This is a genomic window from Sphingopyxis sp. Q841 (genome assembly GCF_052384365.1).
Taxonomy (GTDB): Bacteria; Pseudomonadota; Alphaproteobacteria; order Sphingomonadales; family Sphingomonadaceae; genus Sphingopyxis; species Sphingopyxis terrae_A.
The window spans coordinates 765,348-791,160 of record NZ_JBQSUM010000002.1 but is presented as its reverse complement, the minus strand read 5'-3'; the positions used below and the strand labels follow the sequence as shown (position 1 = coordinate 791,160).

General features: G+C 66.0%; 26 protein-coding genes. 14 read left to right on the top strand and 12 right to left on the bottom strand.

Going from position 1 to position 25,813, the window contains the following annotated elements; genetic code table 11:
* Positions 1 to 38: 38 nt before the first annotated feature.
* The 5 genes from ACT17R_RS14140 to ACT17R_RS14120 form a co-directional block, all read right to left on the bottom strand.
* A complete protein-coding gene (locus ACT17R_RS14140; protein WP_444809648.1) occupies positions 39 to 1,685 on the bottom strand; it encodes an acetolactate synthase large subunit in 1,647 nt (548 codons plus the stop codon).
* Between the two features lie 217 nt (positions 1,686 to 1,902).
* Complete coding sequence (locus tag ACT17R_RS14135; protein WP_444809647.1) at positions 1,903 to 2,415, bottom strand: DUF2846 domain-containing protein; 513 nt, start codon at positions 2,413 to 2,415, stop codon at positions 1,903 to 1,905.
* Entirely contained in the window at positions 2,412 to 3,068 is a 657-nt protein-coding gene (locus ACT17R_RS14130) for a hypothetical protein (RefSeq protein ID WP_444809646.1), read from the bottom strand. Before ACT17R_RS14130 ends, ACT17R_RS14135 begins: the two co-directional genes overlap by 4 nt.
* Before the next feature lie 148 nt (positions 3,069 to 3,216).
* Positions 3,217 to 5,040, bottom strand: coding sequence for a cobaltochelatase subunit CobT (gene cobT, locus ACT17R_RS14125; RefSeq protein WP_444809645.1), 1,824 nt, complete (start codon positions 5,038 to 5,040; stop codon positions 3,217 to 3,219).
* 47 nt (positions 5,041 to 5,087) lie between these two features.
* Positions 5,088 to 6,281 carry an alpha/beta hydrolase gene (locus tag ACT17R_RS14120; RefSeq protein ID WP_444809644.1) on the bottom strand — a complete coding sequence of 398 codons (1,194 nt, stop codon included), beginning with the start codon at positions 6,279 to 6,281 and terminating at the stop codon, positions 5,088 to 5,090.
* A gap of 154 nt (positions 6,282 to 6,435) precedes the next feature.
* Here ACT17R_RS14120 and ACT17R_RS14115 point away from each other — a divergent pair, with 154 nt between their 5' ends.
* A complete protein-coding gene (locus ACT17R_RS14115) occupies positions 6,436 to 7,512 on the top strand; it encodes a DUF5694 domain-containing protein (protein WP_444809643.1) in 1,077 nt (358 codons plus the stop codon).
* A gap of 34 nt (positions 7,513 to 7,546) precedes the next feature.
* Here ACT17R_RS14115 and cobS read toward each other — a convergent pair whose 3' ends face one another.
* From cobS to ACT17R_RS14100, 3 genes are all read right to left on the bottom strand, one after another.
* Positions 7,547 to 8,536 (bottom strand): cobaltochelatase subunit CobS, encoded by a 990-nt coding sequence (gene cobS / locus ACT17R_RS14110; protein ID WP_444809642.1) that lies wholly within the window; start codon positions 8,534 to 8,536, stop codon positions 7,547 to 7,549.
* A gap of 100 nt (positions 8,537 to 8,636) precedes the next feature.
* On the bottom strand, positions 8,637 to 9,074 hold the full coding sequence (locus ACT17R_RS14105; RefSeq protein ID WP_003049016.1) for a nuclear transport factor 2 family protein: 438 nt from the start codon (positions 9,072 to 9,074) through the stop codon (positions 8,637 to 8,639).
* Positions 9,075 to 9,085: 11 nt separating this feature from the next.
* Positions 9,086 to 9,676, bottom strand: coding sequence for a DnaJ domain-containing protein (locus ACT17R_RS14100; RefSeq protein WP_086456078.1), 591 nt, complete (start codon positions 9,674 to 9,676; stop codon positions 9,086 to 9,088).
* 28 nt (positions 9,677 to 9,704) lie between these two features.
* On the opposite strand from ACT17R_RS14100, the gene ACT17R_RS14095 reads away from it, so the two are divergent.
* From ACT17R_RS14095 to ACT17R_RS14080, 4 genes are read left to right on the top strand one after another with little or no spacing between them, the layout of a single operon-like run.
* Positions 9,705 to 9,983: a BolA family protein gene (locus ACT17R_RS14095; RefSeq protein ID WP_444809641.1), complete on the top strand. Its 279-nt coding sequence runs from the start codon at positions 9,705 to 9,707 to the stop codon at positions 9,981 to 9,983.
* A gap of 3 nt (positions 9,984 to 9,986) precedes the next feature.
* Positions 9,987 to 10,433, top strand: coding sequence for an ankyrin repeat domain-containing protein (locus tag ACT17R_RS14090; RefSeq protein WP_086456076.1), 447 nt, complete (start codon positions 9,987 to 9,989; stop codon positions 10,431 to 10,433).
* The gene (locus ACT17R_RS14085) at positions 10,430 to 10,801 is read left to right on the top strand and encodes a cupin domain-containing protein (protein ID WP_207558942.1); all 372 of its coding nucleotides are present in this window, start codon (positions 10,430 to 10,432) and stop codon (positions 10,799 to 10,801) included. Before ACT17R_RS14090 ends, ACT17R_RS14085 begins: the two co-directional genes overlap by 4 nt.
* A complete protein-coding gene (locus tag ACT17R_RS14080; protein WP_440514279.1) occupies positions 10,801 to 11,685 on the top strand; it encodes a pirin family protein in 885 nt (294 codons plus the stop codon). The genes ACT17R_RS14085 and ACT17R_RS14080 overlap by 1 nt, the downstream gene beginning before the upstream one ends.
* Positions 11,686 to 11,922: 237 nt before the next feature.
* On the opposite strand, the gene ACT17R_RS14075 is transcribed toward ACT17R_RS14080, so the two are convergent.
* Genes ACT17R_RS14075 through ACT17R_RS14060 form a run of 4 tightly spaced genes read right to left on the bottom strand, consistent with a single transcriptional unit; the run spans position 11,923 to position 14,656 of the window.
* On the bottom strand, positions 11,923 to 12,714 hold the full coding sequence (locus ACT17R_RS14075) for a hydrolase 1, exosortase A system-associated (RefSeq protein WP_444809640.1): 792 nt from the start codon (positions 12,712 to 12,714) through the stop codon (positions 11,923 to 11,925).
* Entirely contained in the window at positions 12,699 to 13,373 is a 675-nt protein-coding gene (locus ACT17R_RS14070; RefSeq protein ID WP_444809639.1) for a hypothetical protein, read from the bottom strand. The genes ACT17R_RS14075 and ACT17R_RS14070 overlap by 16 nt, the downstream gene beginning before the upstream one ends.
* Before the next feature lie 18 nt (positions 13,374 to 13,391).
* Positions 13,392 to 13,658 carry an acyl carrier protein gene (locus ACT17R_RS14065; protein ID WP_058812843.1) on the bottom strand — a complete coding sequence of 89 codons (267 nt, stop codon included), beginning with the start codon at positions 13,656 to 13,658 and terminating at the stop codon, positions 13,392 to 13,394.
* Positions 13,655 to 14,656, bottom strand: a complete 1,002-nt coding sequence (locus ACT17R_RS14060) for a GNAT family N-acetyltransferase (protein ID WP_444809638.1) — start codon at positions 14,654 to 14,656, stop codon at positions 13,655 to 13,657. The genes ACT17R_RS14065 and ACT17R_RS14060 overlap by 4 nt, the downstream gene beginning before the upstream one ends.
* A gap of 35 nt (positions 14,657 to 14,691) precedes the next feature.
* On the opposite strand from ACT17R_RS14060, the gene ACT17R_RS14055 reads away from it, so the two are divergent.
* The 9 genes from ACT17R_RS14055 to ACT17R_RS14015 all read left to right on the top strand — a co-directional run bounded on the left by ACT17R_RS14055 (position 14,692) and on the right by ACT17R_RS14015 (position 25,810).
* Complete coding sequence (locus ACT17R_RS14055; RefSeq protein ID WP_444809637.1) at positions 14,692 to 16,221, top strand: acyl-CoA ligase (AMP-forming), exosortase A system-associated; 1,530 nt, start codon at positions 14,692 to 14,694, stop codon at positions 16,219 to 16,221.
* A complete protein-coding gene (locus ACT17R_RS14050; RefSeq protein ID WP_444809636.1) occupies positions 16,218 to 17,447 on the top strand; it encodes a pyridoxal-dependent decarboxylase, exosortase A system-associated in 1,230 nt (409 codons plus the stop codon). The genes ACT17R_RS14055 and ACT17R_RS14050 overlap by 4 nt, the downstream gene beginning before the upstream one ends.
* A 184-nt stretch (positions 17,448 to 17,631) precedes the next feature.
* On the top strand, positions 17,632 to 18,288 hold the full coding sequence (locus ACT17R_RS14045; RefSeq protein ID WP_058812850.1) for an XrtA/PEP-CTERM system exopolysaccharide export protein: 657 nt from the start codon (positions 17,632 to 17,634) through the stop codon (positions 18,286 to 18,288).
* A 53-nt stretch (positions 18,289 to 18,341) separates the two neighbouring features.
* Complete coding sequence (locus ACT17R_RS14040) at positions 18,342 to 19,877, top strand: XrtA system polysaccharide chain length determinant (RefSeq protein WP_186403344.1); 1,536 nt, start codon at positions 18,342 to 18,344, stop codon at positions 19,875 to 19,877.
* A 14-nt stretch (positions 19,878 to 19,891) separates the two neighbouring features.
* Positions 19,892 to 20,926 carry an AAA family ATPase gene (locus ACT17R_RS14035; protein WP_444809635.1) on the top strand — a complete coding sequence of 345 codons (1,035 nt, stop codon included), beginning with the start codon at positions 19,892 to 19,894 and terminating at the stop codon, positions 20,924 to 20,926.
* Positions 20,923 to 22,659: a hypothetical protein gene (locus ACT17R_RS14030; RefSeq protein WP_062765647.1), complete on the top strand. Its 1,737-nt coding sequence runs from the start codon at positions 20,923 to 20,925 to the stop codon at positions 22,657 to 22,659. Before ACT17R_RS14035 ends, ACT17R_RS14030 begins: the two co-directional genes overlap by 4 nt.
* 23 nt (positions 22,660 to 22,682) lie before the next feature.
* On the top strand, positions 22,683 to 23,840 hold the full coding sequence (locus ACT17R_RS14025; protein WP_444809634.1) for an XrtA/PEP-CTERM system-associated ATPase: 1,158 nt from the start codon (positions 22,683 to 22,685) through the stop codon (positions 23,838 to 23,840).
* A 45-nt stretch (positions 23,841 to 23,885) separates the two neighbouring features.
* Positions 23,886 to 24,746, top strand: coding sequence for an XrtA system polysaccharide deacetylase (locus tag ACT17R_RS14020; protein ID WP_444809633.1), 861 nt, complete (start codon positions 23,886 to 23,888; stop codon positions 24,744 to 24,746).
* 17 nt (positions 24,747 to 24,763) lie between these two features.
* Entirely contained in the window at positions 24,764 to 25,810 is a 1,047-nt protein-coding gene (locus ACT17R_RS14015; RefSeq protein WP_444809632.1) for a FemAB family XrtA/PEP-CTERM system-associated protein, read from the top strand.
* Positions 25,811 to 25,813 lie beyond the last annotated feature (3 nt).

Sequence of the window (25,813 nt, the reverse complement as noted above, 5' to 3'; positions counted from 1 at the left end):
TTCGCGGGGATGACAAGAAAAGCGAGTGTTCGCGACCGTCAGAGTTCCTTCGACAGCTTCTTGATGTCGATGTTCAAAATCTGGTCATTCTCCGAATAGTCCACTGGGCAATCGATCAGGTGCACACCGGGAGTATCGCGCGTGTGGGCAAGAAGTTCCTTGAGGTGCGCGGCGCTTGTCACACGGTGGCCGTGCGCGCCATAGCTTTCGGCATATTTGACGAAATCGGGGTTGCCATAGGTCAGTCCCCAATCCTTGAACCCCATATTCGCCTGTTTCCAGCGGATCATGCCATAGCTTGAATCGTTGAGGATCAGCACGGTCAGGTTGAGCCCCAGGCGAACCGCGGTCTCCATTTCCTGACTGTTCATCATGAAGCCGCCGTCGCCGCAGATCGCCATCACCTTGCGGTCGGGGTAGACCATCGCCGACATCATCGCGCTGGGCAGGCCCGCCCCCATCGTCGCGAGCGCATTGTCGAGCAGCACGGTGTTCGGGCGGTAGGCGGTGTAGCCGCGCGCGAACCAGATCTTGTAGACGCCATTGTCGAGGCAGATGATGCCGTCGTCGGGCATCGCGTCGCGGACCTGCTGCACCAGATGCGGCGGAAAGATCGGGAAGCGCGTGTCGGCGGCGAGCGGGGCGGTATGCTCGACCTCGGCCTTGCGATAGGCGAGCATATGGTCGAACGACCAGCCGCCGTTCGGCACGATATCCTCCTTCATCTGCCAGATCGCATTGGCAATATCGCCAATGACCTCGATGCCGGGGAAATAGACCGGATCGACCTCGGCGGTCTTGGTCGATACATGGATAACGGTGGGCCCGCCGGGCTGCATGAAGAAGGGCGGCTTTTCAATCACATCGTGGCCGATGTTGACGATGCAGTCCGACGCCTCGACCGCGCGGTGCACGAAATCGCCGGCCGACAGCGCCGCGCACCCGAGGAATTTCGGATGCCGTTCGTCGATCACGCCCTTGCCGAGCTGGGTGGTCAGAAAGGGTATGCCGGTCTTTTCGATGAACTGCAGCAGCATCCGGCTGGTCATCGTGCGGTTCGCACCCGCGCCGATTACCAGTACCGGCGCCTTCGCATTTTCGAGCGCCTTCACCGCCTCGCGGATCGATTTGACGTCGGCGGTCGGGCGGCGCGAATGGCTGCGCTTCAGCGGCAGGCTTTCGGTATGTTCGTCGGCGATATCCTCGGGCAGTTCGATATGCACTGCGCCGGGCTTTTCTTCCTCGGCCAGGCGAAAGGCCTCGCGCACGCGGCTCGGGATATTGTCCGACGAGGCCATCTGGTGCGTATATTTGGTGATCGGCCCCATCATCGCGACGACGTCGAGGATCTGGAACCGGCCCTGTTTCGATTTCTTGATCGGTTTCTGCCCCGTGATCATCATCATCGGCATGCCGCCAAGCTGGGCATAGGCGGCGGCGGTCACGAAATTCGTCGCGCCGGGGCCCAGCGTGGCAAGGCACACGCCGGTCTTGCCGGTGTGACGGCCATAGGTCGCGGCCATGAAGCCCGCGCCCTGCTCGTGGCGGGTCAGGATCAGCTTGATCTTTTGCGACCGCGACAGACTGTCGAGAAAGTCGAGATTTTCCTCCCCCGGAACCCCGAAGATATATTCGACGCCTTCTTCTTCCAGACATTCGATGAACAGGTCAGATGCTTTTTTCACGGTCACTCGCCCCCTTCAGCAGCGCACCTCCTATCGGTGCGGCCCAAGCCCGTGCCGGCGACCATCGGCCCGTCAATCGGCGCAGCGAGTCCCGTCGTGGGGCTGCGAGTCCCTGCGGCGCCGGCGGCAATGTGTAACCGGCGGCGAAGGGGTTGTCACCTCCACGAAAAACGGCCCCGCAACATATGCGGGGCCGCGATATCGGATAGGGATGGGGCTATTCGGCTTTCGCCGCTTCACCTTCAGGATTCGGCAGGACCGTCGACCCTGCATCGTCGGCATCGACATATTTCAGCTTATGGCTGTCCTTGTCGAATTCGTCCTGCGTCGACGGCGCGATATTGGGTCGGCCGACCATGATCCCCATTTTGATCTTGCACTTCACAAAATATGTTTCGCCGGGTTCGACTTCCAGCGTCAGGAGGTCAGTGGCCTCGCTCTTGACCGTATAGCTGTGCGATCCGGGATCGACTGGCAGGATGAAATATTTTCCTGCGCCCAATGCGCTCAATCGCACGCCATTTTCATTTACTCCGCACCCAAGCGCAAAGCCCATGCCTCCGGGCCGGAAGAAGACGATCTGTCCCTTGCCCTCGGCCGGAGCGGGGATGACCTTCTTAGCGCCCTCGTCGGCCGCGCTCTTCGCTTCCTTGGCCGCCGCGGGTCCCATCGTTGCGGTGCAGGCTATTCCGGTTGCCGCAAGCAGCGCGGCTCCGATCAGCTTTTTCATTGTTTCGGTTCCCCCATTTCCCCTGTCGGGTTCGTGTCGATTGCGTCTCCGGGGGCAGCCGACACCGCCGCCGCCGGATCGACCGTCGCTTGCGCGGCGGTGGATGGCTCGCCGGTCAGGGCAACCGCTAGCTTGGCGGTTGCATACATGCCGGCCGGAATATTGGCATTTTTGCCGTTCAAGGCGAAAACCAGCGGCATCGCCACCAGTCCGCCAGCGATTGTGGCGCCAAAGGCAAGACCTTCATTATTACCGCCGACACCGCCCAACTTCATGCCGCGCAAGGGAATCTGCTGTCCCTGATATTCGAGGTACCGCGCGCCGAGGATCAACTCGCCAGCCTTGCCGCCCCAGCCGGACTTCGCGGCATGAACCACCTGGCCGCGTCCCGGCGTCCCAGCGGGAACGATTGTCCGCTCGCCCAGCATGATCGGCTCCAGCAGGGTGATGGCGTACCAGTCGCCGGTCTTGTGCGTCTTGCTGTTGACGTCCTCGTCGATGCGCAGATGCACGAGTGTCCCGGCCGGCACTTCGTCCGGCGTCGCTGTCGGCACATCTGGCACCCTGTCATCGGTCGCGAGGGCGTCGGGAGCAGGCAATGCCGGCTCGACCTCCTGCGCTGGCGTTATGCCTGCACTCAAGGCAAGCGCCATGGCCCCCGCGCTCGCTGCACGGCGCGCAAATTGCAATATCGACATTGATTGCGACCCTCCCCCAAGCGCGAGAGTTATCGCCGGAATTTTGCTTGGCAAGCAGGAATTTGCACCGGACTCGAGGAGAGTCGAAATCGCTCCGAAGTGCCTATTCTATGTCGAACAACCCCGCCAATTGTTCAACCATCGTGCCGCCCAGTTGCTCGGCATCCATGATCGTGACCGCGCGGCTGTAATAGCGCGTTACGTCGTGGCCGATGCCGATCGCGCACAGCTCGACCGGCGATTTCTTTTCGATCCACTCGATCACCTGGCGCAGATGCTGGTCGAGATAGGCGCCATGATTGACCGACAGCGTGCTGTCGTCGACCGGCGCGCCGTCGCTGATCACCATCAGGATGCGGCGTTCCTCGGGGCGATTGACGATGCGGGTGTGCGCCCACATCAGCGCTTCGCCGTCGATATTCTCTTTCAGCAGCCCCTCGCGCATCATCAGGCCGAGCGACTTGCGGGCGCGGCGATAGGGTTCGTCGGCGGGCTTGTAGATGATGTGCCGCAGGTCGTTGAGGCGGCCGGGGTGCGGCGGGCGTCCGGCGGCGAGCCAGTCCTCGCGGCTCTGCCCGCCCTTCCACGTCCGCGTCGTGAAGCCCAGAATCTCGGTCTTCACGCCGCAGCGTTCGAGCGTGCGGGCCAGAATGTCGGCGCTGATCGCCGCAATGCTGATCGGCCGCCCGCGCATCGACCCGCTATTGTCGAGGAGCAGCGTGACGACGGTATCGCGAAAATCGGTATCGCGCTCGATCTTGTAGGACAGTGAATGGCCCGGCGACACGACGACGCGGGCAAGGCGCGAGGCGTCGAGCTGGCCTTCCTCCTGATCGAAGTCCCAGGCGCGGTTCTGCTGCGCCATCAGGCGGCGTTGCAAACGGTTGGCGAGCTTCGTCACCGCGCCCTGCAGATGCGTCATCTGCTGGTCGAGATAGGCGCGCAGCCGCGTCAATTCCTCTTCGTCGCACAATTCGGTCGCGGCGACGATCTCGTCATGCTTCTCGGTGAAGCGGACATAGTTAAAATCGGGAACGTCGGTGGGCAGGCGGTTGGGCCGCACGGGCAACATGCCCTCGTCGCCTTCGCCGCCCATCTCGGGCTCGCCGTCGGCTTCCATTTCCTGCGCGTCGGGATCGCTTTCGCCATCGTCGGCCTGATCGCCCGACATTTCGGCGCGCGCGTCGACCTGACTCTCGCCGGTGCCGCCGTCCTCGCTTTCCTGTTCTTCCTGGCTCTCTTCGGCTTCGGTCTGATCGTCCTCGCCGCCGTCCTCGGCGCCTTCCTCGAGCGGATCGTCGGCCTGCATCAGGTCGAGGTGGCGTAGCGCAAGCCGCGCGGTTTCGGCAAAGGCGGCCTGATCGTCGATCAGCATCGCGAGCGCGGTCAGGTCGGCGCCGGCATCCTGGCTGATCCATTCGCGCACCAGCGACAGCCCGGTTTCGGTGCCCTGCGGCGCCTGTTCGCCGGTCAGCGCCTCGCGCAGCATCAGTTCGAGCGCGCTCGATATCGGGACTTCGCCGCGATCCTGCGCGCGGCTGATCGGGTCGCTGCGCATCCGCATCGCCAGGCTGGCGCGCAGATTGGCGCGCATTCCGGCCATGTTGCGGGCGCCCAGCGCCTCGACTCGCGCGCGTTCCATCGCATCGAAGGCCGCGGCGGCGAGCGGTTCGACCGGGCGCGCCGCGGCGTGCACCGTGTCGCTGTGATGCTTCATGCGCAGCGCATAGCTGTCGGCAAAGCCGCGCGCTTCGGCCACCTGATCGGCGGGCAGGGTACGCGACGGGGTCGGCACCTTGATCTGCTTGCCGATCTGTACCGGCGCGTCGGCAGTGAACCCCACCTCGACCTCGGCATCGCGCGTCACGGCGCGCGCCACGCTCGACAGCGCGGTCTTGAAATCGTCGAGGGGAGACTGGCCGGACATCGAATCGGCTCTAACGGGCTTTCACCGACGAAGGAAGAGTATCCCCGCTAATCCTTTTCACCATCGGGAATGCGGTTGCAGATCGTCTTGTCGAGGCTGCTTGGCACCTGCGGATCGGGCGGAAGGCGAAAGACATGGGCAAGATGCGTGGGCGTGCGTTCGGGCCGGCTGCGCTTGCCGCGGATCATGTCGACAAAATCCATGCAGGCGAGCGCGCTGCGCAGGAAATCGCTGTGCCCCGTCGATCCACGCGAAATGTCGGTGGTGTCGACGATCGTCAGGCCGGGAATGGCGGCGGCGTAGCAGCGTTCAGGCAGGCCCTTCGCCCGCAAATCGGCCGCCTCGAACGGATCGAAGCAATAGGGCGAGCCGAGCCGCGGATAACCGTGCAGCGCGCGCGACGCCGCCAGCGCCTTGTCGCTGCGCGACACATAGGCGGTGATCCGCCGGTCGCGCGCGACCCGCGCCGGGGACAGCACATCGTTCGCAATATCGCGCTCGAACGTCTCGCGGTCGAAATCGGGCGAGGCGAGGATGATGTTGGAAATGTTGCTGCTGTCCGCGCTCGGCGCCGTCCGGTCGACATAGGCGATTGCGGGTATCACCAGCCGCGCGCCGAGCGAGTGCGAGACGACGACGATTTCCTTCACCCACGGACGCTCCGCGAGCGCCTTCAGGAACAGGCGGAAATTGCGCACGTCATGATACATGTTGGTTTCGTCGACGGCATAGCTCAGCAGCTTGCCCTGCGATGGCCAGCTATATTCGACAATCGGCCCGTCGAATCCCGTCATCCGCGCGATCTGCGCCGCATCCTTCGACGTCGTTTCGAACGTCTCGCGATAACCATGGACATAAAGGAGGACGCGGCCTTGGCGGCGATCGGTTTCGGCCTGCAGACCCGCCCACCAGTCGCCTGCCTCCTGAAACGCAAGCGGGGTCAGAAAGCGCGTCTTGCCGTCGACCTTCCTGTCGTGCGGCGCTGCAAAGCGGCCATAGCGGATGCGGTCGCCGCGATGGTTGGTCAGCCGGATGTCGGGCATCCGGCAATCGGGAAGGCGGCTCGTGACGAAGAAGAGCGGCAGCGCCGCGGTATCGACCGCCGCCCCGGCCTGCGCGGTGCAGCGTGCGTCGGCGACATAGGCCGAATGCGGAACCTTGCCATAATCGACCGCGGTCGCGCACCCTGCAAGCGGGAGGGCGAGAGCGAAAGCGAGCAAGCGCTTGGGGGGGAGGGGCATGCGCGGGAATCGCCGGATCATGGCGGCGACGCTGGCAGAGCGCGGGGGGCTTTGGAAGTGCGAAGTGCGGCTTCAGGCTGTATTGATGAATTAATACACGTTGGTATAGTGGCTCCACTGCGCGCGGTCAGCCGTGCAGCGACAGGGAAGGAAAATGATGTTCGCACTTGCCGCGTTGATGCTTGCTGCAACCGCCGTGCCCGCGGCTCCCGCCTATGAGCCGAGCTTCGACCCCAGCCGGCTCAAGCAGACTGTCGCGGGAGAGGCCGGGCAGGCGCTCGTGCTCGGGTCGCCGCACCTGTCGGGCTTTCCCAAGGATTTCGATGCCAAAGCCCTCGACCCGCTGCTGACCAGGCTCGCCGCGTGGCAGCCGCAGATCGTCACCATCGAAGGGCTCTCGGGTCCCGATTGCGAGATGCTGTTGCGCTACAAGCCGATCTATCCCGGCGTGTATGACGATTATTGCTGGAACCCCGAACCGGCGCGCGCGGCGACGGGGCTCGACGTTCCGGCGGCGACGGTTGAGGCGGCGCGGCTCCTCGCCGACTGGCCCGCCGAGCCCACCGCGGCGCAGCGCCGGCATCTCGCCGCGGTTTTCCTGGCGGGCGGCGAGCAGGCATCGGCGCTGGTCCAATGGCTGCGCTTGCCTGCGACCGAACGGCGCGCGGGCGATGGGCTCGATGCGGTGCTGGTCGAGCGCCTGACGATGCTGACAACACGCCGCAACGAAAATTTCCTGATCGGCGCGGCGCTGGCCGCGCGGCTGGGACTCGACCGGGTCTATTCGGTCGACGATCACAGCGCCGATGCGACGACCAACCGCGTTGCGGGCGAAGCGGGTTATGGCGAAGCGATCCAGCGCGCTTGGGACAATCCGGTGGTCAAGCAGCGCGCAGCGAAGGATGAGGCATTGATGAAGCGGCTCGACGGCGACGGCGTGCTCGCCCTCTATCGCGCCTGCAACAGCCCGGAGGCGATGCGGATGGCGTTCGACAGCGATTTCGGCGCTGCGCTCGCCGAACCCTCGCCGCAGCATTACGGCCGCTACTACACCGGCTGGTGGGAAACGCGGAACCTGCGCATGGTCGCCAATATCCGCGCGGCGATGGCGGCGCAGCCCGGTGCGCGAGCGCTCGTCATCGTCGGCGCGTCGCACAAGGGCTATTTCGAAGCCTATCTGAACATGATGCACGATATCCGGCTCGTCGATGCCGAGGCGGTGCTGCGCTGAATGCGAAGGGAAGGGCGCGGCGCGCGCGCTCGCCTTATTTGCCGACGACGCCTTCGGGCAGGTCTTCGCCGAACACGCGCTGATAATATTCGGCGACGATCATCCGCTCGGCCTCGTCGCACTTGTTGAGGAACGACAGGCGGAAGGCGAAGCCCAGGCTGTGGAAGATCGCCGCATTCTGGGCCCAGCTGATGACGGTGCGCGGCGACATGACGGTCGAGATATCGCCGTTGACGAAGCCCTGACGCGTCAGATCCGCGACCTTCACCATATTGGCGACGGTGGCATCGTCGGTGCCCGGCACCTTCTTCAGGATGATCTCGCTCTCGATCGCCGCGGGCAGATAGTTCAGCGTCACGACGATGTTCCAGCGGTCCATCTGGCCCTGGTTGATCTGCTGCGTGCCGTGATAGAGCCCGCTCGTGTCGCCCAGCCCGACGGTGTTCGCGGTGGCGAACAGGCGGAAGTGCGGGTTCGGACGGATGACGCGGTTCTGATCGAGCAGCGTCAGCTTGCCTTCGGCTTCCAGCACGCGCTGGATCACGAACATCACGTCGGGCCGCCCCGCGTCATATTCGTCGAAGACGAGCGCGGTCGGCGTCTGCAGCGCCCAGGGAAGCAGGCCTTCGCGGAATTCAGTCACCTGCTTGCCGTCGCGCAGCACGATCGCATCGCGGCCGACAAGGTCGAGGCGGCTGATATGCGCGTCGAGGTTGATGCGGATGCACGGCCATTTCAGCCGCGCCGCCACCTGTTCGATATGCGTCGATTTGCCGGTGCCGTGATAGCCCTGCACCATGACGCGGCGGTTATATTTGAAGCCCGCGAGGATCGCGAGCGTGGTGTCGCCGTCGAAAACATAGGAGGGGTCGAGGTCGGGAACCCGCTCGTCGGATTCGCTGAACGCCGGCACCTTCATGTCGATGTCGACCCCGAACAGCTCGCGCGCATCGACCTCGGTATCGGGCGCTGCCAGGAGCGTCGAACCATGATGGTCGGGAAGGCTGTTCGGAATATCGGTCATGTCGCAAGGTCCAGCAAAACGCATCGGGAGAGAGTCGCCGGACGTGCCGACGCTTCGGCTAGCGCGGTATCGCGATGGGTTGCCCCTTGCAACGCCTTATTCAGAACAGATCAAGCGCCTTCATCACCGCCGACTGGTCGTAATAGGGACGCTCGCAGACGATCCGGTCGCTGCCTGGTGCGAATTCGAAACTCGCTGCCATACGGATACGAAAGGCCTTGCCCGTCGGCTCGACGGTGCGCAGCCCCAGCTTCAACGGGCCGAGGTGCGTGCCCGTCAGCCAGAATTCGACGAGCACCGTGTCGGTCGCCGCGTCGGCGGCGATCGCGATGATCTCGTTCGCCTGATCGGGGAAGGGTTCGCGCGACGCGGCGAAATAGGATCGCACCGCCGCCTCGCCGTCAAAGACCGTGCCGGGGCCGAGCAGTTCGTAACGTGGATGATCGAATGTCGCGATCACCCCGTCCCAGTCGTGGGTGATCTCCAGTGCCATATGGCGCTTCACCGTTTCGATCCGCGCCGCGTCGAGTTCGCTCATCCGTTCCTCTCCTATGCAAATGGCCTGGCCTTGCGCAGCAATTGATAGGCCGCGACGACTTCGCCCAGCCGCACCTCATGGCTGCGGTCGCCGCCGTTGCGGTCGGGGTGATATTTGCGCACCAGCTCGCTGTAGCGGCGGCGCAGCGCGGCGCGGTCGGCGTCGGTGGCGAGCCCCATCAGCTGCAGCGCGCGATGCTCCTCGCGGGTGAAGCGCGGGTCGGCGGCTTCGCGCCGCGCCTCGTCCATGCGCTGGCGAAAGCGCGCGCCGAGCGCATCCATCGGATCCTTGAAATCGGCCCAGCGCGGCGGCAGGTCGGCGCTGCCGGCGGCGCGAAAGGTGCGGCTTTCGGTCTCCCAGCCCGCGGTCGGCGACTGCGCGGCCATGATCTGGTCGGCGTTCATGCCCTCGAAATAATTATAGCCCGCGTTGAATTCGCGAACATGGTCGAGGCACAGCCAGCGATAGGGTGGCGGTCCGTCGGGCGAGCGGCGCGGCGAAGCGGGCGCGCGAAATTCGCCGGGCTCTTGGCAGCCGGGAACGGCGCAAGGGGCCTCACGCGGAACGCGGCCGTGGAATCGGGGGGAGCGGGGGCTTGTCATGCTGGGTATCTGCTCCCAACATGGGGGCATGACGCAAAAAGGTCCAGCCCAACGCGAAATGGAAGCGCTGCTCGCCGCGGCTTTCCCCGACGCCGATTTCACCCTGAATAACGACAGCGCCCAGCATCACGGCCACGCCGGCGATGACGGCAGCGGCGAATCGCATTTCAGCCTGACGATCCGATGGGCGGGCTTCGCGGGCCAGACCCGCGTCGCGCGCCAGCGGGCAGTGAACACGGCGCTCGGCGACATGCCGGGCAACCGCGTTCACGCGCTGGCAATCCGCGCGCTCGCGCCGGGCGAATAGGCCGTGCCGACCTGGCCCTGGAGAAAATCGCGTCCGGGGGTCGATAATTATGGGCGCAGCCCCCTATGGTATCAGGCCGCTGAAGGGGACGTCGCGGCGATACAAAAGAGCTTGAAAGCGGGGATGGATGCGACCGCTGCTGACAAGGACGGATTTTCTGCGCTTCATGTGGCGGCCGAATATGGGCATGGCCCGGCGATCAAGACGCTCATCGCGGCGGGCGCGGATGTGAACTGCATCGACCGATATGGCAACGGCCCGCTCTGGGTGGCCAGCCGGTGCGCCAACGCCCCGGGCTACGATCTGGGCATCGTGACGGCATTGATCGAGGCCGGCGCCGACATGAATCACCGTAACCACGTTGGCAAGACGCCGCCGGGTTGGGCAATGAAAGAGAATTTGCAGGCTATCTATCGCGGTGCAGGCTATACTGGAGACTTCGAGTTATGACGATCGGCAAGGTCAACCTCGCCGCAGCCTTTGCGACCTTCCACGATCACTGGAACCCGCGTGTCGCCGGCGACATCAATGATTTTCAGGTCAAGCTGGCGAAATTCGAAGGCAAGTTCGACTGGCATCACCATGAAACGGAAGATGAATTATTCCTGGTGGTACAGGGCCGGATGAAGATGGGCCTGCGCAGCGGCGATGTGATCGTCGGTCCGGGCGAATTCATCATCGTGCCGCACGGAACCGAACATTGTCCCGAGGCGCTGGACGGCGAGTGCCATGTGCTGCTGCTCGAACCAGGCACGACGCGCAACACCGGCACGGTCGAAACCGACAAGACGCGCCACAGGCTGGAAAGGATTGGCTGATGTTCACGGTCATTACCCCCTCGACCCACGATATCGGGGCCTTCGATGTGCGGCGTACGCTGCCGAACAAAGAACGGACGATGGTCGGCCCCTTCATCTTCGTCGATCAGTTCGGACCGGCGCATTTCGACATCGGGCAGGGGATGGACGTGCGCCCGCATCCGCACATCAACCTCGCCACCGTCACCTATTTGTTCGAAGGCGCGATCGACCATCGCGACAGCCTTGGCACTTGGGCGACGATCCGGCCGGGCGCGTGCAATCTGATGACCGCCGGGCGCGGCATCGTCCATTCGGAGCGCACGCCCGCGGCCGAACGCGCGACCGGATCGCCGATCTCGGGCATGCAGACGTGGCTGGCGCTGCCCGACGGCAAAGAAGAGATCGACCCGGCGTTCGAACATGTCGCCAAGGAAGATCTGCCGCTGATCGAGGACGGCAAGGTGTCGGCACGCGTCATCATGGGGACGCTGTGGGGCGCGACATCACCGATCACCCAGCATGCCGCGACCATCTATGCCGATATATTGATGGCGGCAGGGGCAAGCCTGCCGATCGAAGCGGAGGCCGACGAGCGCGCGGTGCTGGTCGCGATGGGCGATGCGACCCTCGATGGCGAAGCGCTCGACCGTTACAGCCTCTATATATTGAAGCCGGGGCAGGCGATGACGCTGCGCGCCGCCACCGACGCACGCGTGATGCTGCTCGGCGGCGAAGCCTTCCGCACCCCGCGGCACCTGTGGTGGAATTTCGTCAGCTCGTCGCGCGACCGGATCAATCAGGCGAAGCACGACTGGAAGAATGGCAATTTCCCGCTGGTCGCGGGCGACAGCGAAGAATTCATTCCGCTGCCCGACGCGCCCAAGACGCCGGGCTATCCGTGATCGATTGCGAGCTTGCAGGGCCTATCTTTCGCGAGTCGCGCCGAACGACTTTTTTCACCGTCATCCCGGACTTGATCCGGAATCCATTGTTCCGACGCTGCGTGAATGGATCCCGGATCAAGTCCGGGATGACGAAAGGCGAATAGGCTCGCCTACCCCACTCCGTTCACCCTTCTACAAGCTCAGGGTGAGCAAATGGGGAAGTGGCAATGTCCGCATTCGGTCCCAAAGCCGCCGTCAGCGCAGCCGTTCCAATATTCTTGCAAAAAGCCAATCCGCGTCGCCGCCAGCGAAGCTGTGCGATGCGCTGTCGAGATGTTCGACCGGGATGTTTGCGGGCCGGCAATGCGCGATGAATGCCTGCGCGGTGCGGTCGCCGGTCGCGAGCAGGATCGTCGCGGAGCAAGCCAGCGCGGTCATCGCCGCGTCGAGCCGCGCGGCGAGGCTGTCGGGTGCGGCGGCTTGCGGCGTCCGTTTCATCGCCGACAGGCCGCGGACCAATTTTCCGAGATCGATCTCGCCCTTCAGCAGGCGCAGCAGGCTTTTGGGATCCTTGAGCCGCGCCAGATAGCGTGCGCGGATCGCCGAGGCCAGGGGCAGTGCCGGCTGCTCGCCCGCATCCCATTCCGCGTCGTCATAAGTCCATGGATTGGCGAGGATCAGACCGTCGAGCGCGAGCGGCTGGTGCAGCAGCAGCGCGCTCGCCGCGTCGCAATTGCCGAAGGCAAGGATGCGGGTGACGTGCGGCGCAGCCGTGCGAAACGCGGCGATCGCGGCGGCGATGTCGGCGCCGCTGCGCGTATAGCCACCATTTTCGCCCTCGCTGTCACCGATCCCGCGGCGGTCGAAGCGAAAGACCGGATGGCCCGCCGCCGCGACCCGCTGCGCCAGCATCGCCATGCCGCGATGCGCGCCGCTGCGGATCTCGTTGCCGCCCGACACGATCAGCAGCCCGGTCGTGCCCGGAGCGTCGTCGAGGCTCGCGGCGAGCGCCGCGCCTTCGCAGGGGAAGCTTAGCTGATGCCGCATGCCCGGCTCCATGCGGCGATGTCGGCGGCCATCGCCTCAGCCATGGCGGCGTCTTCGCCCGGTTCGGCGCGCAGCCACAGCGGCGTACCCCCAATCGCTTCGTCGCCGCTGCCCAGCGCCACAGTGCGCAGCGGCGTCACCGCCTGCGGCTCGCTCGTCGCGAGGGACGCGATCATCGCCGGTGACAGACAATTTCCGGCGAGCAACAAGGGCTCGCTTTTCGCTTGCTCCTGAAGGCTGTCGAGCGAAGATGTCACGCCCGCCTCGCGATCGGCACTGACGCGCGCGCGCAGCAGGGTGCGGAGCAGCGAGCCGCCGCCGACGGGCGCCAGCCGCCACCATGCTGCGGCCGCGGCCTGATGGTCGATCAGCGCGCCGCCGCGCAGCGCGGCGATAATGATCGGCCCCTCTATTTCACCGGCCGTCTCGGCAAAGGCGCTCTGCCACCGGTTCAAATCGACATCGGCGAGCGCGACGGGGCTTTCATTCTGGCCCGGCAGGTCGGGAAGCACGGCGGCGAAACCTTGCGCGGCCAAGGCGCGCATCGCGCGTACGATAGTGCGGCGGCTGCGGTTCGCTTCCTCGAACAAGGGGGCCGCGAACAGGATCGTCGCGCGGGGCGTGCCGTCGGGCGCGATGCGAAGCCTATGCTCGTCCATCCGCCCCTCGCATGCCGGTCAGCCCTGAACCTTGCGTTCGGCGAAGCGCAGCAGATTGCCATAGGTTTCGAAGATTTCGCCGTCGACGTCGTCATCGTCGATCAGGATGCCGAGACGGTCCTCCATCTCGGTCAGCACAGTTGCGACCGCCATCGAATCGAATTCGGGCAGTTCGCCGAACAGGCCGCTGTCTTCGGTCAGCGCCGCCGCGCGTTCGGCGCCAAGGCCGAGGACGTCGGCGAGCAGGGCGCGAAGGGTGGCGTCGACGTTATGGACTTCGGTCATGGGTCTTTCCTGAGCAGCGAACGGGCAAAGGCCTTCAATGCCGGTCCCCATGCCGCGATGCGCCCGCGATTGAAAGCCTCCAATCGCCACAAGGGCTCGTGCCGGTTCATCCAGTCGCGCTTGTAGGCGTCGTTGCCCGTGCCGAAATCGATACGGCGCACGCCATCGACCGCGATGACATGGCGGAACAGAGCCGCCGAAAGCAGGGTGCCGGGCGATGCCTTCAGACTGTCCTCGACATGCGCGAGCTTGTGGATGAAGGCGGTGCCGTCCTCCACTGTCCAATATTGCGCCGCCACCGCTTCGCCGTCGATCCGCGCCAGCCCCATGCGAAAGGTGCCGCGCGCGCTTTCTTCTTCGGCAAAGGCGCGGAGCAGGGCGGGGTTGCCCTCTTCGGGCTTCCAGCTCGCGGCGTAGATATGCTCATAGGCCGCCCAGGCATCGGCGTCGAATGCGGTCAGAATCTCGATCGCGACAATATTCTTTTTCGCCTTGCGCTGGACCGTGCTGCGCAGCGCGCCGGGGCGGGTGGCCCACCAGCCGTCATGATCGAGCCCCGTCAGGTCGAGCCAGTGGCGATCGCCCGCCGGCACCGCGCGCACCCACCAGCCGGCGGCGCGCATCGCGGTTGCGATGCTGTCCTTTTCGGCATCGGGCACGGGATAGAGCGTCAGGCGTGCGGCCTCGGCGCGGGCGCGTGCGAACAGATCGCGCAGCGCCGCCATATGGTCGCCCTGGCCGGTATAAAGCGGGCGGATTGCAAAGCTGTACCAGTTGGCAAGCCCGGAAACCGCGCCCGATTTTTCACGCCGAAGCGGCAGCCACGCCGTGGTTTGGCCTTCGGAGCCCACCGCATCGATTCGGCCTTCTCCGGCAAATCCGTGCGCGGCGAGCAGGTCGAACCATTGGGGACGGTCGAACGGCGAAGCATGGCCCATGCCGCGCGCTGCGGCGGGCAGCTTGGCATCATTAGCGTGATGTTCACCGTTCCCATCCATGGTGCGGCGCTCTATCACCACTGTCCTAACAGCCGATGACCAAAGCCGAAAACCCGCCCTCATACCCCCTCGACCATCTCGCGCTGCGCGGCGCGGCCGATGCGCCTGCGCTGCTCATCGGCGACGCGCCGATGTCGTTTGCCGATCTCGATGCGGGTGTCGGCCGGCTAGCGGCATGGCTGCGCGCCGCGGGCGCCCGGCCCGGCGACCGGGTGGCGAGCTGGAGCGCAAAGACGCGCGCTGCCTGCCTGATGCCGCTCGCCGCGGCGCGCGCCGGGCTGATCCATGTGCCGGTCAATCCGCTGCTGAAGGCACCGCAGGTCGCGCATATTCTGGCCGACAGTGGCGCAGCGCTGTTGCTGACCAATCGCGCGCGGGCCGACATGCTGGGCGACGGCCTTCCCGGCGGCTGTGCGCTGCGCGATCTGACTGCGGTCGAGGCGGCGATCGACGGCCATCCGGAGCGCTTGCCCCCTTCGGCGGGCGATCCCGGCGATCTGGTCGCCATTCTCTATACCAGCGGATCGACCGGACGGCCCAAGGGCGTGATGCTCAGTCACGCCAATCTGTGGCTCGGTGCCGAGAGTGTCGCGACCTATCTGGCGCTTGGCGCCGATGATCGCGTGCTGGCGGTGCTGCCTTTCAGCTTCGATTATGGCCAGAACCAGCTTCTTTCGGCCTGGTATGCAGGTGCGGCGGCGGCGCCGCTCGATTATCTGGCGCCGCGCGATGTGGTGAAGGCGGTGGCGCGGCACGGCGCGACGACGCTCGCCGGGGTGCCGCCCTTATGGGTGCAACTGGTCGAGGTCGATTGGCCGGTGGATGTCGCCGCATCGCTGCGCCGCCTTACCAACAGCGGCGGCGCACTGACGCCGTCGCTGATCGACGCGATGCGCGCGACTTTTGTCGAGGCCGATATTTATCCGATGTACGGCCTGACCGAAGCGTTCCGGTCGACCTGGCTCGACCCGGAGTTGGTCGCGGCGCATCCGACCTCGATGGGCCGTGCCATTCCGCACGCCGAAATTCTCGTCTGCCGCCCCGATGGCAGCATCACCGCCGATGGCGAAGCGGGCGAGCTCGTCCATTGCGGACCCCTCGTCGCGCAGGGCTATTGGCGCGATGCCGAACGCACCGCCGAGCGGTTCCGCGCAGCGCCTGCGGCATCGACGTGGGGCGGCACCGCTGTCTGGTCGGGCGACACGGTGCGCCGCGATGGTGACGGCCTGCTCTATTTCGTCGGCCGCGACGATGCGATGATCAAGACCGCGGGCAACCGGGTCAGCCCGACCGAGATCGAGGATGCCGCCGTTGCCACCGGCATGGTCTATGAGGCCGTCGCCTTCGGCGTGCCCGACGCGCGGCTGGGCGCTGCGATCCAGTTGATCGTGCGCGGCAAGGCCGATGCGGACCGCGAGGCGTTCGCCGCCGAACTGCGCCGGAGGCTCCCCAACTTCATGCAGCCCAAGGCCGTGGAGTGGCGCGAGGCGCTGCCGCGCAACCCCAATGGCAAGCTCGACCGCGTCGCGATCGCGGCCGAATGGGGTGCAGGGGTGGCGGCATGAAGCCGCACGGCCCGATCCCGCCCGGCTTCGCGGCCGACGCCGACGGCATGCTGCGCATCGGGGGCCGGCGTGCCGATGCCCTCGCCGAGGCGGCGGGCGACACGCCGCTCTTTGTCTATGACCGCGCGATGCTGACCGCGCGCGCCGCCGAATGGCGCGCCGCAATGCCCCGTGAGGTGCAGCTCCATTATGCGATGAAGGCCAATCCCTTCGCGCCGCTGCTTGCGCATATGGCGACCATCGTCGACGGGTTCGACGTGGCATCCGGCGGGGAATTGGCGCTGGCGCTCGCGAGCGGCATGGCGGCCGAACACATCAGCTTCGCCGGCCCCGGCAAGCGCGACCGCGAACTGGAAGCGGCGATTGTGGCGGGCGCGACGCTCAATCTCGAATCGGCGGGGGAGGGGGCACGGGCGCTGGCCATTGCCGACCGTATCGGAACGCGGCCCCGGCTCGCAGTGCGCGTCAATCCCGACTTCGATCTCAAGGGATCGGGCATGAAAATGGGGGGCGGCGCCAAGCCGTTCGGGGTCGATGCCGACGCGGCTCCGGCGCTGGTCCGCACGCTGATCGATGCCGGCGCCGATTGGCGCGGTTTTCATATTTTCGCGGGATCGCAGGCACTTGATGCCGATGCGATCGCCGATACGCAGGCGCAGACGGTCGCGCTCGCGGCGCGGCTTGCGGAGGCGGTCGGCGCCACCCCGCCGCTCGTCAACCTGGGCGGCGGCATGGGGGTTCCCTATTTCCCCGGCGACCGCGCGGTCGACGCTGCGACGGTCGGCGCGCGGCTCGCCGAAACGCTCGGCGCGCGAGGCGCCGAGCTGGCTGAGAGCGGCTTTGCGATGGAACTCGGCCGCTGGCTCGTCGCCGAGGCCGGGGTCTATCTCATGCGCGTCGTCGACCGGAAAGTCAGCCACGGCGAAACTTTCCTCGTCACCGACGGAGGACTGCATCACCAGCTCGCCGCGAGCGGCAATTTCGGGACGGTGATCCGGCGTAACTATCCTATCGCGGTTGCCGGCCGGTTCGGCCGCGAGGCCGTCGAAACCGTGTCTGTCGTCGGCTGTCTGTGCACCCCGCTCGATCGGCTGGGCGATCAGGTTGGCTTGCCGCGCGCCGATGTCGGCGATCTGGTCGCGCTGTTCCAGGCGGGCGCCTATGGCGCCTCGGCGAGCCCCGCTGCGTTCCTCGGACAGGGGCCGGCGCGCGAGATGCTCGTCTGAACCTTACCGAACGCGGTTAAATTTTGTGCCGAAGCGGCACAATGTGCGACAAGCGCGGACACAACTTATCCCAATACTAACGGTATGTTCACCCTTTTCCAGCATGGCTGACCCTGACGCATTGGCTGTTGCTGCGGGGATTGGCGCCGCGGCGGCACCCGTCCGCTCGAAAGGTGAATTGAACATGACGTCCTTCCCCTCGCTTCGCGCCGCCCGCGCCGCGCTGATTTCCGGCATCGCCGCGACCGCGCTGACCGGGTGCATGGGGGCCGGCACTACCGCGCCGCAGCTTCCCAGCGCCAATTTCGTCGCGAACCAGGAAGGGCCGGGCGAGGAATATATCATCGGGCCGCTCGACGAGCTGCAGATCTTCGTGTGGCGCAACCCCGAACTTGGCGGCAAGGTCCAGGTGCGCCCCGACGGCCGGATCACCACGCCGCTGATCACCGACATGCCCGCGGTCGGCAAGACGCCGACGATGCTCCAGCAGGACATCAAGCTCGCGCTCAGCCAATATATCACCGACCCCATCGTCAGCGTGATCGTCACCAGCTTCAACAGCACCTTCTCGCAGCAGGTGCGCGTCGTCGGCGCCACCGAAAAGCCGGCGTCGATTCCGTATCGCGCGAACATGACCGTGCTCGACGCGATGATCGCGGTCGGCGGTCTCGGCGATTATGCCGCTGGCAACAAGGCGCGGCTCGTCCGCTTCGACAAGGGCAGCGGCAAGCAGCATGAATATGGGCTTCGCCTCAACGACCTGATCAAGCGCGGCGACATCAAGGCGAACGTCAAGCTTCAGCCGGGCGACGTCATCATCATCCCCGAAAGCATGTTCTGACGGCGTTTGCGCGCCCCCGACCGCCACTGCCCAGCAAGGACTGACGACAAGCGATGAACGGCCTTTACGACGAATTCCGGGTTGCGGTGCACAGCGTCTGGACGCGGCGCTGGCTCGTGCTCGCGGTCGCCTGGGGTATTTGCATCCTCGGCTGGCTGGCGATCGCGTCGATCCCGAACCGCTATGACAGCCGCGCGCGCCTGCTCGTCGATGTGAACCAGATCCTGCCCGACGATGCGCAGGGCGGATCGTTCGGCGGGCGCCAGCAGATCGACCAGATTCGCGAAACTCTGACCAGCGCGCGCAATCTGGAGAAGGTCGCGACGACCACCGGCCTGATCCCGGCGGGTGCGGGCGAGCGCGAGAAAGCGGGCGCGGTCGCGATGCTGCAAAAGAATATCAAGATCGTGCCGCAGCAGGACAATATCTTCGAAATCACGTCGAGCGTCGGCATCGGCAGCCTGTCGGACGCCGACAATGCCAAGCTGGCGAGCGGGGTGCTTGACAGCCTGATCACCGTCTTTCGCGACGATCAGCTGCGCGGGGGCCGCGTCGATGCGCGCGAGGGGCTGAAATTCCTCGATTCGCAGATCGCCGACCGCGAAAAATCGCTGCGCGAGATCGAGGCGCGGCGCGCCGCGTTCGAGGCGCAGAATATCGGTCTGATTCCGGGCGGCGCCGGATCGCCCGCCCAGCGCGTCGATGCGGCGCGCGCCGAACTCAGCCAGATCGAAACACAATTGGTTGCGGCGCAGGCGGCGCTGGCGGCCGCCAACGGCCAGCTCGCCTCGACCCCCGCGACGGTGCCGGGCGCAGGCGGTGTCGGCGGCGGCGTCGCGCGGCAGCAGCTTGCGGGCGCGCAGAACGAGCTTGCATCGATGCGCGCACGCGGGCTGACCGACGCGCACCCCGATGTGATCGCGCTCAAGAGTCAGATCGCCTCGCTCAAGGCGCAAGCCGACCGCGAAGGCAATGGCGGTGGCGGCGGGATGCAGAACCCCGCCTATTCGTCGCTGGCCGCGATGCGCGCCGAGCGGCAGGCCACCGTCAGCGCGCTGTCGGCGCGCAAGGCGCAGCTCACTGGCGACATCGCGCGCATCACCTCGCAGCAGATCCAGAACCCGGGCATTGCCGCGGAATATGACCGGATCAACGGCGAATATACGGCGCAAAAGGCACAGTATGACAAGCTGCTCGCGCAGCGCGAACAGGTCCGGCTGCGCGGCGACGTGCAGACCGAAACCGACGCGATCCGTATCGAGTTGCTCGATCCGCCGTCGAAGCCGACCAGCCCTGCGGCGCCCAATCGCCCGCTATTCCTGACGCTCGTCCTGCTCGCCGGCATTGGCGGCGGCATCGGCGCGGCTTTCGGCCTGGCGCAGGTGCGCACAAGCTATGCCACCGCCGCGAAGCTCGAGCGCGCGAGCGGACTTCCCGTCATCGGATCGATCACCGAGGTCGTGACGCCCGACCGGCACGTCGAGCGGCGCAAGCGGCTTGTCTGGCTTGCCAGCGGGGGGGCGGCGCTCGTCGGCCTCTATGCGCTGCTGCTGGTCGCCGAGTTCGTCCAGCGTGGCATGGTCGCGTGAGCGAGGAAAAGGACATGAACGACCAACGCCCCGTCAAGCGCCAGCCCTCGCTGCTCGAACGCGCGGCCGACATGTTCGGCCTCGATCCCGCGAAGCATGCACCGACGATCGACGTGTCGCAGCTTCCGCCCGAACCCGAGCGCAAGGCGAAGAAGGCGAAGCCCGCTGCCGAAGCGCCGCAGCCCGAAATTCTGCCGCCCGAAGCGCCGGCACCGGCGGTCGAAGCGATGCCCCCATCCACCTCCACGCCCGCGGCAAAGGCATCGCCGCGCAAGGAGGTGGCGCGCGCCGCCCCGGCGATCGTCGCGAACCGGCAGGGCAAGATCGATCGCGAGCGGCTCGCCGCGCGCGGGATGGTGGTACCTGGCGCGCCGGTCACCGGCATCGCGGAAGAATATCGTATCGTGAAGCGCGAGATCATTCGCAACTTCGCGGGCACCGCCAACCGTCCCGTCGTGCCGCGCGGTCACCGCGTGCTGATCGCATCGGCCAATCCGGGCGAGGGAAAGACCTTTACCGCGGTCAATCTGGCGCTCAGCCTTGCGGTCGAGGCCGATCACGACGTGTTGCTGATCGATGCCGACATCGCCAAACCCAGCGTCCTCGAAACGCTGGGGCTGCCCGATGGGCCGGGCCTGATGGACGCGCTCGCCGATCCGCACTTGCCGCTCGGCGACTGCCTGATCCAGACCGATATTCCGGGACTGAAGGTCATGCCTGCCGGTACGCAGCATATGCACGACACCGAACTGCTCGCATCGGCCCGAACCGAGACGCTGCTCGCGCAGCTCGAACAGGGTGCGCCGGGGCGGATCATCATCCTCGATTCACCGCCGGTTCTCGCCGCCTCGCCGGCCGCGGTGCTCGCGGGGCATGTCGGCCAGCTCATCATCGTGGTGCGCGCCGATCAGACGCTCGAATCCTCGCTGCGCGATGCGGTCGGGCTGATGGGCGGTTGCCCGCATATCCAGCTGCTCCTCAACGGAGTGAAATTCTCGCCGGGCGGCCGCCGCTTCGGCACCTATTACGGACAGGGAGGCGCGTCATGATGCGCGACCGGACTTATTTGCGCGGCGTGGCCGCGATCGCGGCGTTGTTGCTCGCCGGCACGGCGACGGGCGCGCAGGCCCAATGGTCGCAGGACAGCGGTTCCGGCTCGGGCTCGGGCGCAAGCGATGCTGCCCCGGCTTCGGGTGCGGCGTCCGGCGAAAGCGACCGCAAGGGCGGCAAGCGCGCCGAGAAGCAGAAGAAGCGCCGCCAGGTCGACGTCAGCCCCTATCTCGAGATCGGCCAGGTACTCACTGCCGAGCTCAAGAATGGCGGCGACGTGCTCACCTACACGACCGTAGCGGCCGGCGTCGATGCGGTGATCGCGACGCGCCGCGCCGAGGCGGCAGCCACGATTCGCTACGAACATCGCTTTGGCGAATCGGGCGGTCTTGGCGATGCCGACGTGCTCAGCGGTCTCGCGCGGGCGCGCCTCGAACTGATGCAGGGCTTCAATATCGAAGGCGGCGCGCTTGCGACCCGTGCGCGCGCCGACGGTCGGGGCGCCGACAGCGGCCTGTTCATCGGCGGCGCGAACAATGTCGCCAATCTCTATTCCATCTATGCCGGTCCGACGCTGACCAAGCGCATCGGCAACCTCGACTTCGGAGCCGGCTATCGTTTCGGTTATACGAAGGTCGACATCGATACGCCCGCGGTGCTCGCACCGGGCGTTCCGGTCGGCGATGCCTATGACAGCTCGACCAACCATGTCGCTTGGGCCAGCCTCGGCCAGCGTCCGGGCGATCTGCCCTTCGGCTGGCAGGTTTCGGGCGGCTATGAGCGCGAGGACAGCAATCAGCTCGACCAGCGGTTCGAGGGCAAATATGCCCGCGCGGACGTTACGGTGCCGATCAGCCCCAGCGTCGCCTTGCTGGGCGGCGTGGGCTATGAAAAGGTCCAGATAAGCCAGCGCGACCCGCTGCTCGACACCAATGGGGTGCCGGTGCGCGATTCGAACGGCCGCTTTGTCACCGACACGTCGCAGCCGCGACAGCTCTCTTTCGACACCGACGGACTGATCTGGGATGCCGGCGTGATGTGGCGCCCGAGCCCGCGCACCTCGCTGACCGCGCGCGTCGGTCGCCGCTATGGCGACACGGTCTATACGGGCAGCTTCGCTTATCGTCCCGACGACAGGACGCTGTTTCAGCTTGGCGTTTATGACGGGCTTTCCAGCTTCGGGCGCGGGCTGACCACCGGGCTGTCGGCGCTGCCGACGCAGTTCGATCCGACACGCAATCCGATCAGCGGCGATGTGAACGCCTGCGTCTTCGGGCAGCAGAGTGGTGGATGCCTCGCGCCGCAGCTTGCCAATACGACGACCGCGCAGTTCCGCAGCAGCGGCGTGCAGGCGATCCTGTCGTCGCGCTATGGCCGCTGGAGCTATGGTGTCGGTGCGGGATACGACCGCCGCAAGCTGCTGGTGCCGACCGGATCGGTACTCGGCGCGATCAACGGCACGGTGGACGAGGCCTATTATCTTTTCGTCTCCGCCGGGCGCCAGCTCGATTCCTCTTCGGACCTCAGCATTTCGGGCTACCTCAACTATTTCGACAATGGTTCGCCCGGTGCGTCCGACGTCCAGTCGGCCGGCATCTCGGCGGCCTATTCGCGGCGCTTCTGGCGCGGCCTGACGGGGACGGCGGCGGCAGGGCTCAATGCCTTCGACCAGGACGGCTTCAACAGCCAGCTTATCGGATCGGCGCTTGTCGGTCTGCGTTACAACTTCTGATCCAGCACAACGGGATTACTGCGATGTACGATCAATTTTACGGCTTCACCGGACGCCCGTTCCAGCTGACGCCCGATCCCGCTTTCTATTTCGAGAGCGGAACGCACCGCAAGGCGATGTCCTACCTTGGCTATGGGCTGGCGCAGGGTGAAGGCTTCATCGTCATCACCGGCGATGTCGGCGCGGGCAAGACGACGCTGGTCGGCCATCTGATGAACACGATCGATCCGAACCGGCTGACCGCCGTCAAGCTGGTGTCGACACAGGTCGAGGGCGACGATCTGCTGCGCCTTGTTGCCGAACAATTCGGCATCGAATGGGAAGGGCAGAGCAAGGCCGAACTGCTGCGCGCGATGGAGCAATATCTGCGCGAACAGGCGCGCGCCGGCCGCCGCACGCTGCTGATCGTCGACGAGGGGCAGAATCTTGCGATCTCGGCGCTCGAAGAGCTGCGGATGCTGTCGAACTTCCAGCTTGGCGGCCATTCGCTGCTGCAGATTTTTCTGCTCGGCCAGCCCGAATTCCGCCAGACGCTTTTCCATTCGCCGACGCTCGAACAATTGCGCCAGCGCGTGATCGCGACGCACCATCTCGATCCGATGGAACCCGAAGAGGTCGAACCCTATATCCTCCACCGCCTCGGCAAGGTGGGCTGGACGGGCAACCCGAGCTTCAGCCCCGACAGTTTCGAGCTGATGTATGATTATAGCGAAGGTGTACCGCGCAAGCTCAACGTCCTCGTCAGCCGCCTGCTGCTGTTCGGAGCGGTGGAGGAACTCAACCGCATCAACGCGCAGCATGTTCGCAACGTGATTGCCGAGATCGAATCGGACCGCGGCATCGACGAGGCGAGCCTTGCGCCGTTGCCCGTCGAGGAAGTGGTGGCGCATGCTGCATCGGCGCGCGCGCCGCACGCCGCCCCACCGCCCGAATGGCCGGTGGCAAGCGCAGAGCGCGCGCCCTTCGCGGCGCCGGCGACGGACGCCGCTGCGCCGGTAGTTGCGGCTCCGCAGGATACGGCGCAGTTCGATGCGCTGCGCGCGCAGATTTCGGCGCTCGAGACACGCATTGCCGAACAGGATGAAGCGCTGCGGCGGGTTCTCGACCTGCTGATCGAATGGGTCGAGCGCGATCCCGAAAACGCCCCCAACCCCGCAAAATCGCAGGTTTGGGCGGCCTGACGGCAGCGCCGATTTCGGCTATGCGACCGGCAGAGGTGATGGACGATGCAGAACGGCCTGTCGGTCGATGTCGAGGACTGGTTCCAGGTCGGCGCCTTTGAGCGCACGATCGATCGCGCCGACTGGCCGGCGCTCGAATGCCGGGTCGAGGCGAATTGCGATGCGGTTTTGCACCTGTTCGCCGAGGCCGGGGTTCGGGGCACCTTCTTCACGCTCGGCTGGGTCGCCGAACGCTATCCCGCGCTGATCCGACGGATCGTCGATGCGGGGCACGAGCTGGCGAGCCATGGTTATGACCACAAGCGCGTGTTCCAGATGACGGCGGGCGAATTTGCCGCCGACCTTGAAAAGACGCGGGCCATCTTGGAAAATCTGGGCGGCCAGCCCGTGCGCGGCTATCGCGCACCCAGCTTTTCGGTCGATATGCGCACGCCCTGGGCGCATGCCGTCCTTGCCGAACAAGGCTATGCCTATTCGAGCAGCGTCGCGCCGGTGGTGCATGATCATTATGGTTGGGCACAAAGCCCGCGCCATGCGTGGCAACCGCTTCCCGACAGCGCATTGATCGAATGGCCGGTGACGACTGCGCGCTTCGCGGGCCGCACGCTTGCTGCCGGCGGGGGCGGCTTCATGCGACTGCTTCCCTATGGTTTCACGCGCTGGGCGATCGAGCGGATGAATCGCGAGGGGCATCCCGCGATCCTGTATTTCCACCCTTGGGAGATCGATCCCGGTCAGCCGCGCGTCGCCGATGCGCCGCTACGGTCGAAGGTCCGGCATTATACTGGCCTCTCGGCGATGGCGGGTAAGTTGAAGAAGCTGCTCGACGATTTCGAATGGACGCGCGCCGATGCATTGCTCGCGGCGCAGCGGAATCGCGCCCGGCCGTGGCGCGCGGCGGCGTGAACGCACCGGTCAAAACGATGAGCGACGCCTTTGCCGGTGCGCCGCTTGCGGACACGGCGGCGTGGGACGCCTATGTCGCCGCGCACCCCGATGCGACGCCCTTTCATACGCGCGCCTGGTGCGAAGCGATCACCAAGGCGACGGGTCACCGCTGCCATCTCGTCACGGCGCGCGATGCGCGCGGCGCGCTGACCGGCCTCGTCCCGTTGCACCACGTCCGCTCGCCGCTGTTCGGACAGGCGCTGGTCGGCAGCGGCTTTGCTGTCGACGGCGGACTGCTGGCGGACGATGCAGCGGTTGCCGACACCCTGGCCAAGGGTGCCGCCGACTTGGCCCGCGCGCTCGGCGTTCCGTCGGTCGAACTGCGCGGCGGCCCGCTGCCCGCAGGCGAGGGCTGGCGCTGCGAAGGCGACGTCTACGCCGGCTTCACGCGCGACCTCGCCGCCGATGACGAAGCCGAATTGCTCGCCGTCCCGCGCAAGCAGCGCGCCGAGGTGCGCAAGGCGCTGGCGGGCGATCTGTCGGTGACGACGGGGCGCGATGCCGCCGAGCGGCGCGATCATTACCGCGTCTACGCGACGAGCGTTCGCAACCTCGGCACGCCGGTCTTTCCGAAGGCGCTGTTCGATGCGGTGCTCGACGCCTTTGGCGAGGATGCCGACATATTGACCGTGCGCGTCGACGGCCGGCCGGTGGCGAGCGTGCTCAGCCTCTATTGGCGCGGCACGGTGATGCCCTATTGGGGTGGCGGGACGGCGGCAGCGCGCGGGCTGCGCGCCAACGAGCTGATGTATTTCGCGCTGATGGGGCATGCCCGCGCGCGCGGCTGCACCCGTTTCGATTTCGGCCGCTCGAAGCTTGGCACCGGTCCCTTCGCCTATAAGAAGAATTGGGGTTTCGAACCCCGCCCGCTGACTTATGCGCGCTGGCTCGCGCCGGGCGAGGCGCCGCGCGACACCAACCCGAACAGCGCCAAATACCGGTTGCAGGTCGATCTGTGGAAGAAGCTACCGCTGTGGGCGGCCAACCGCATCGGGCCGATGATCGCCCGCGGATTGGGTTGACCC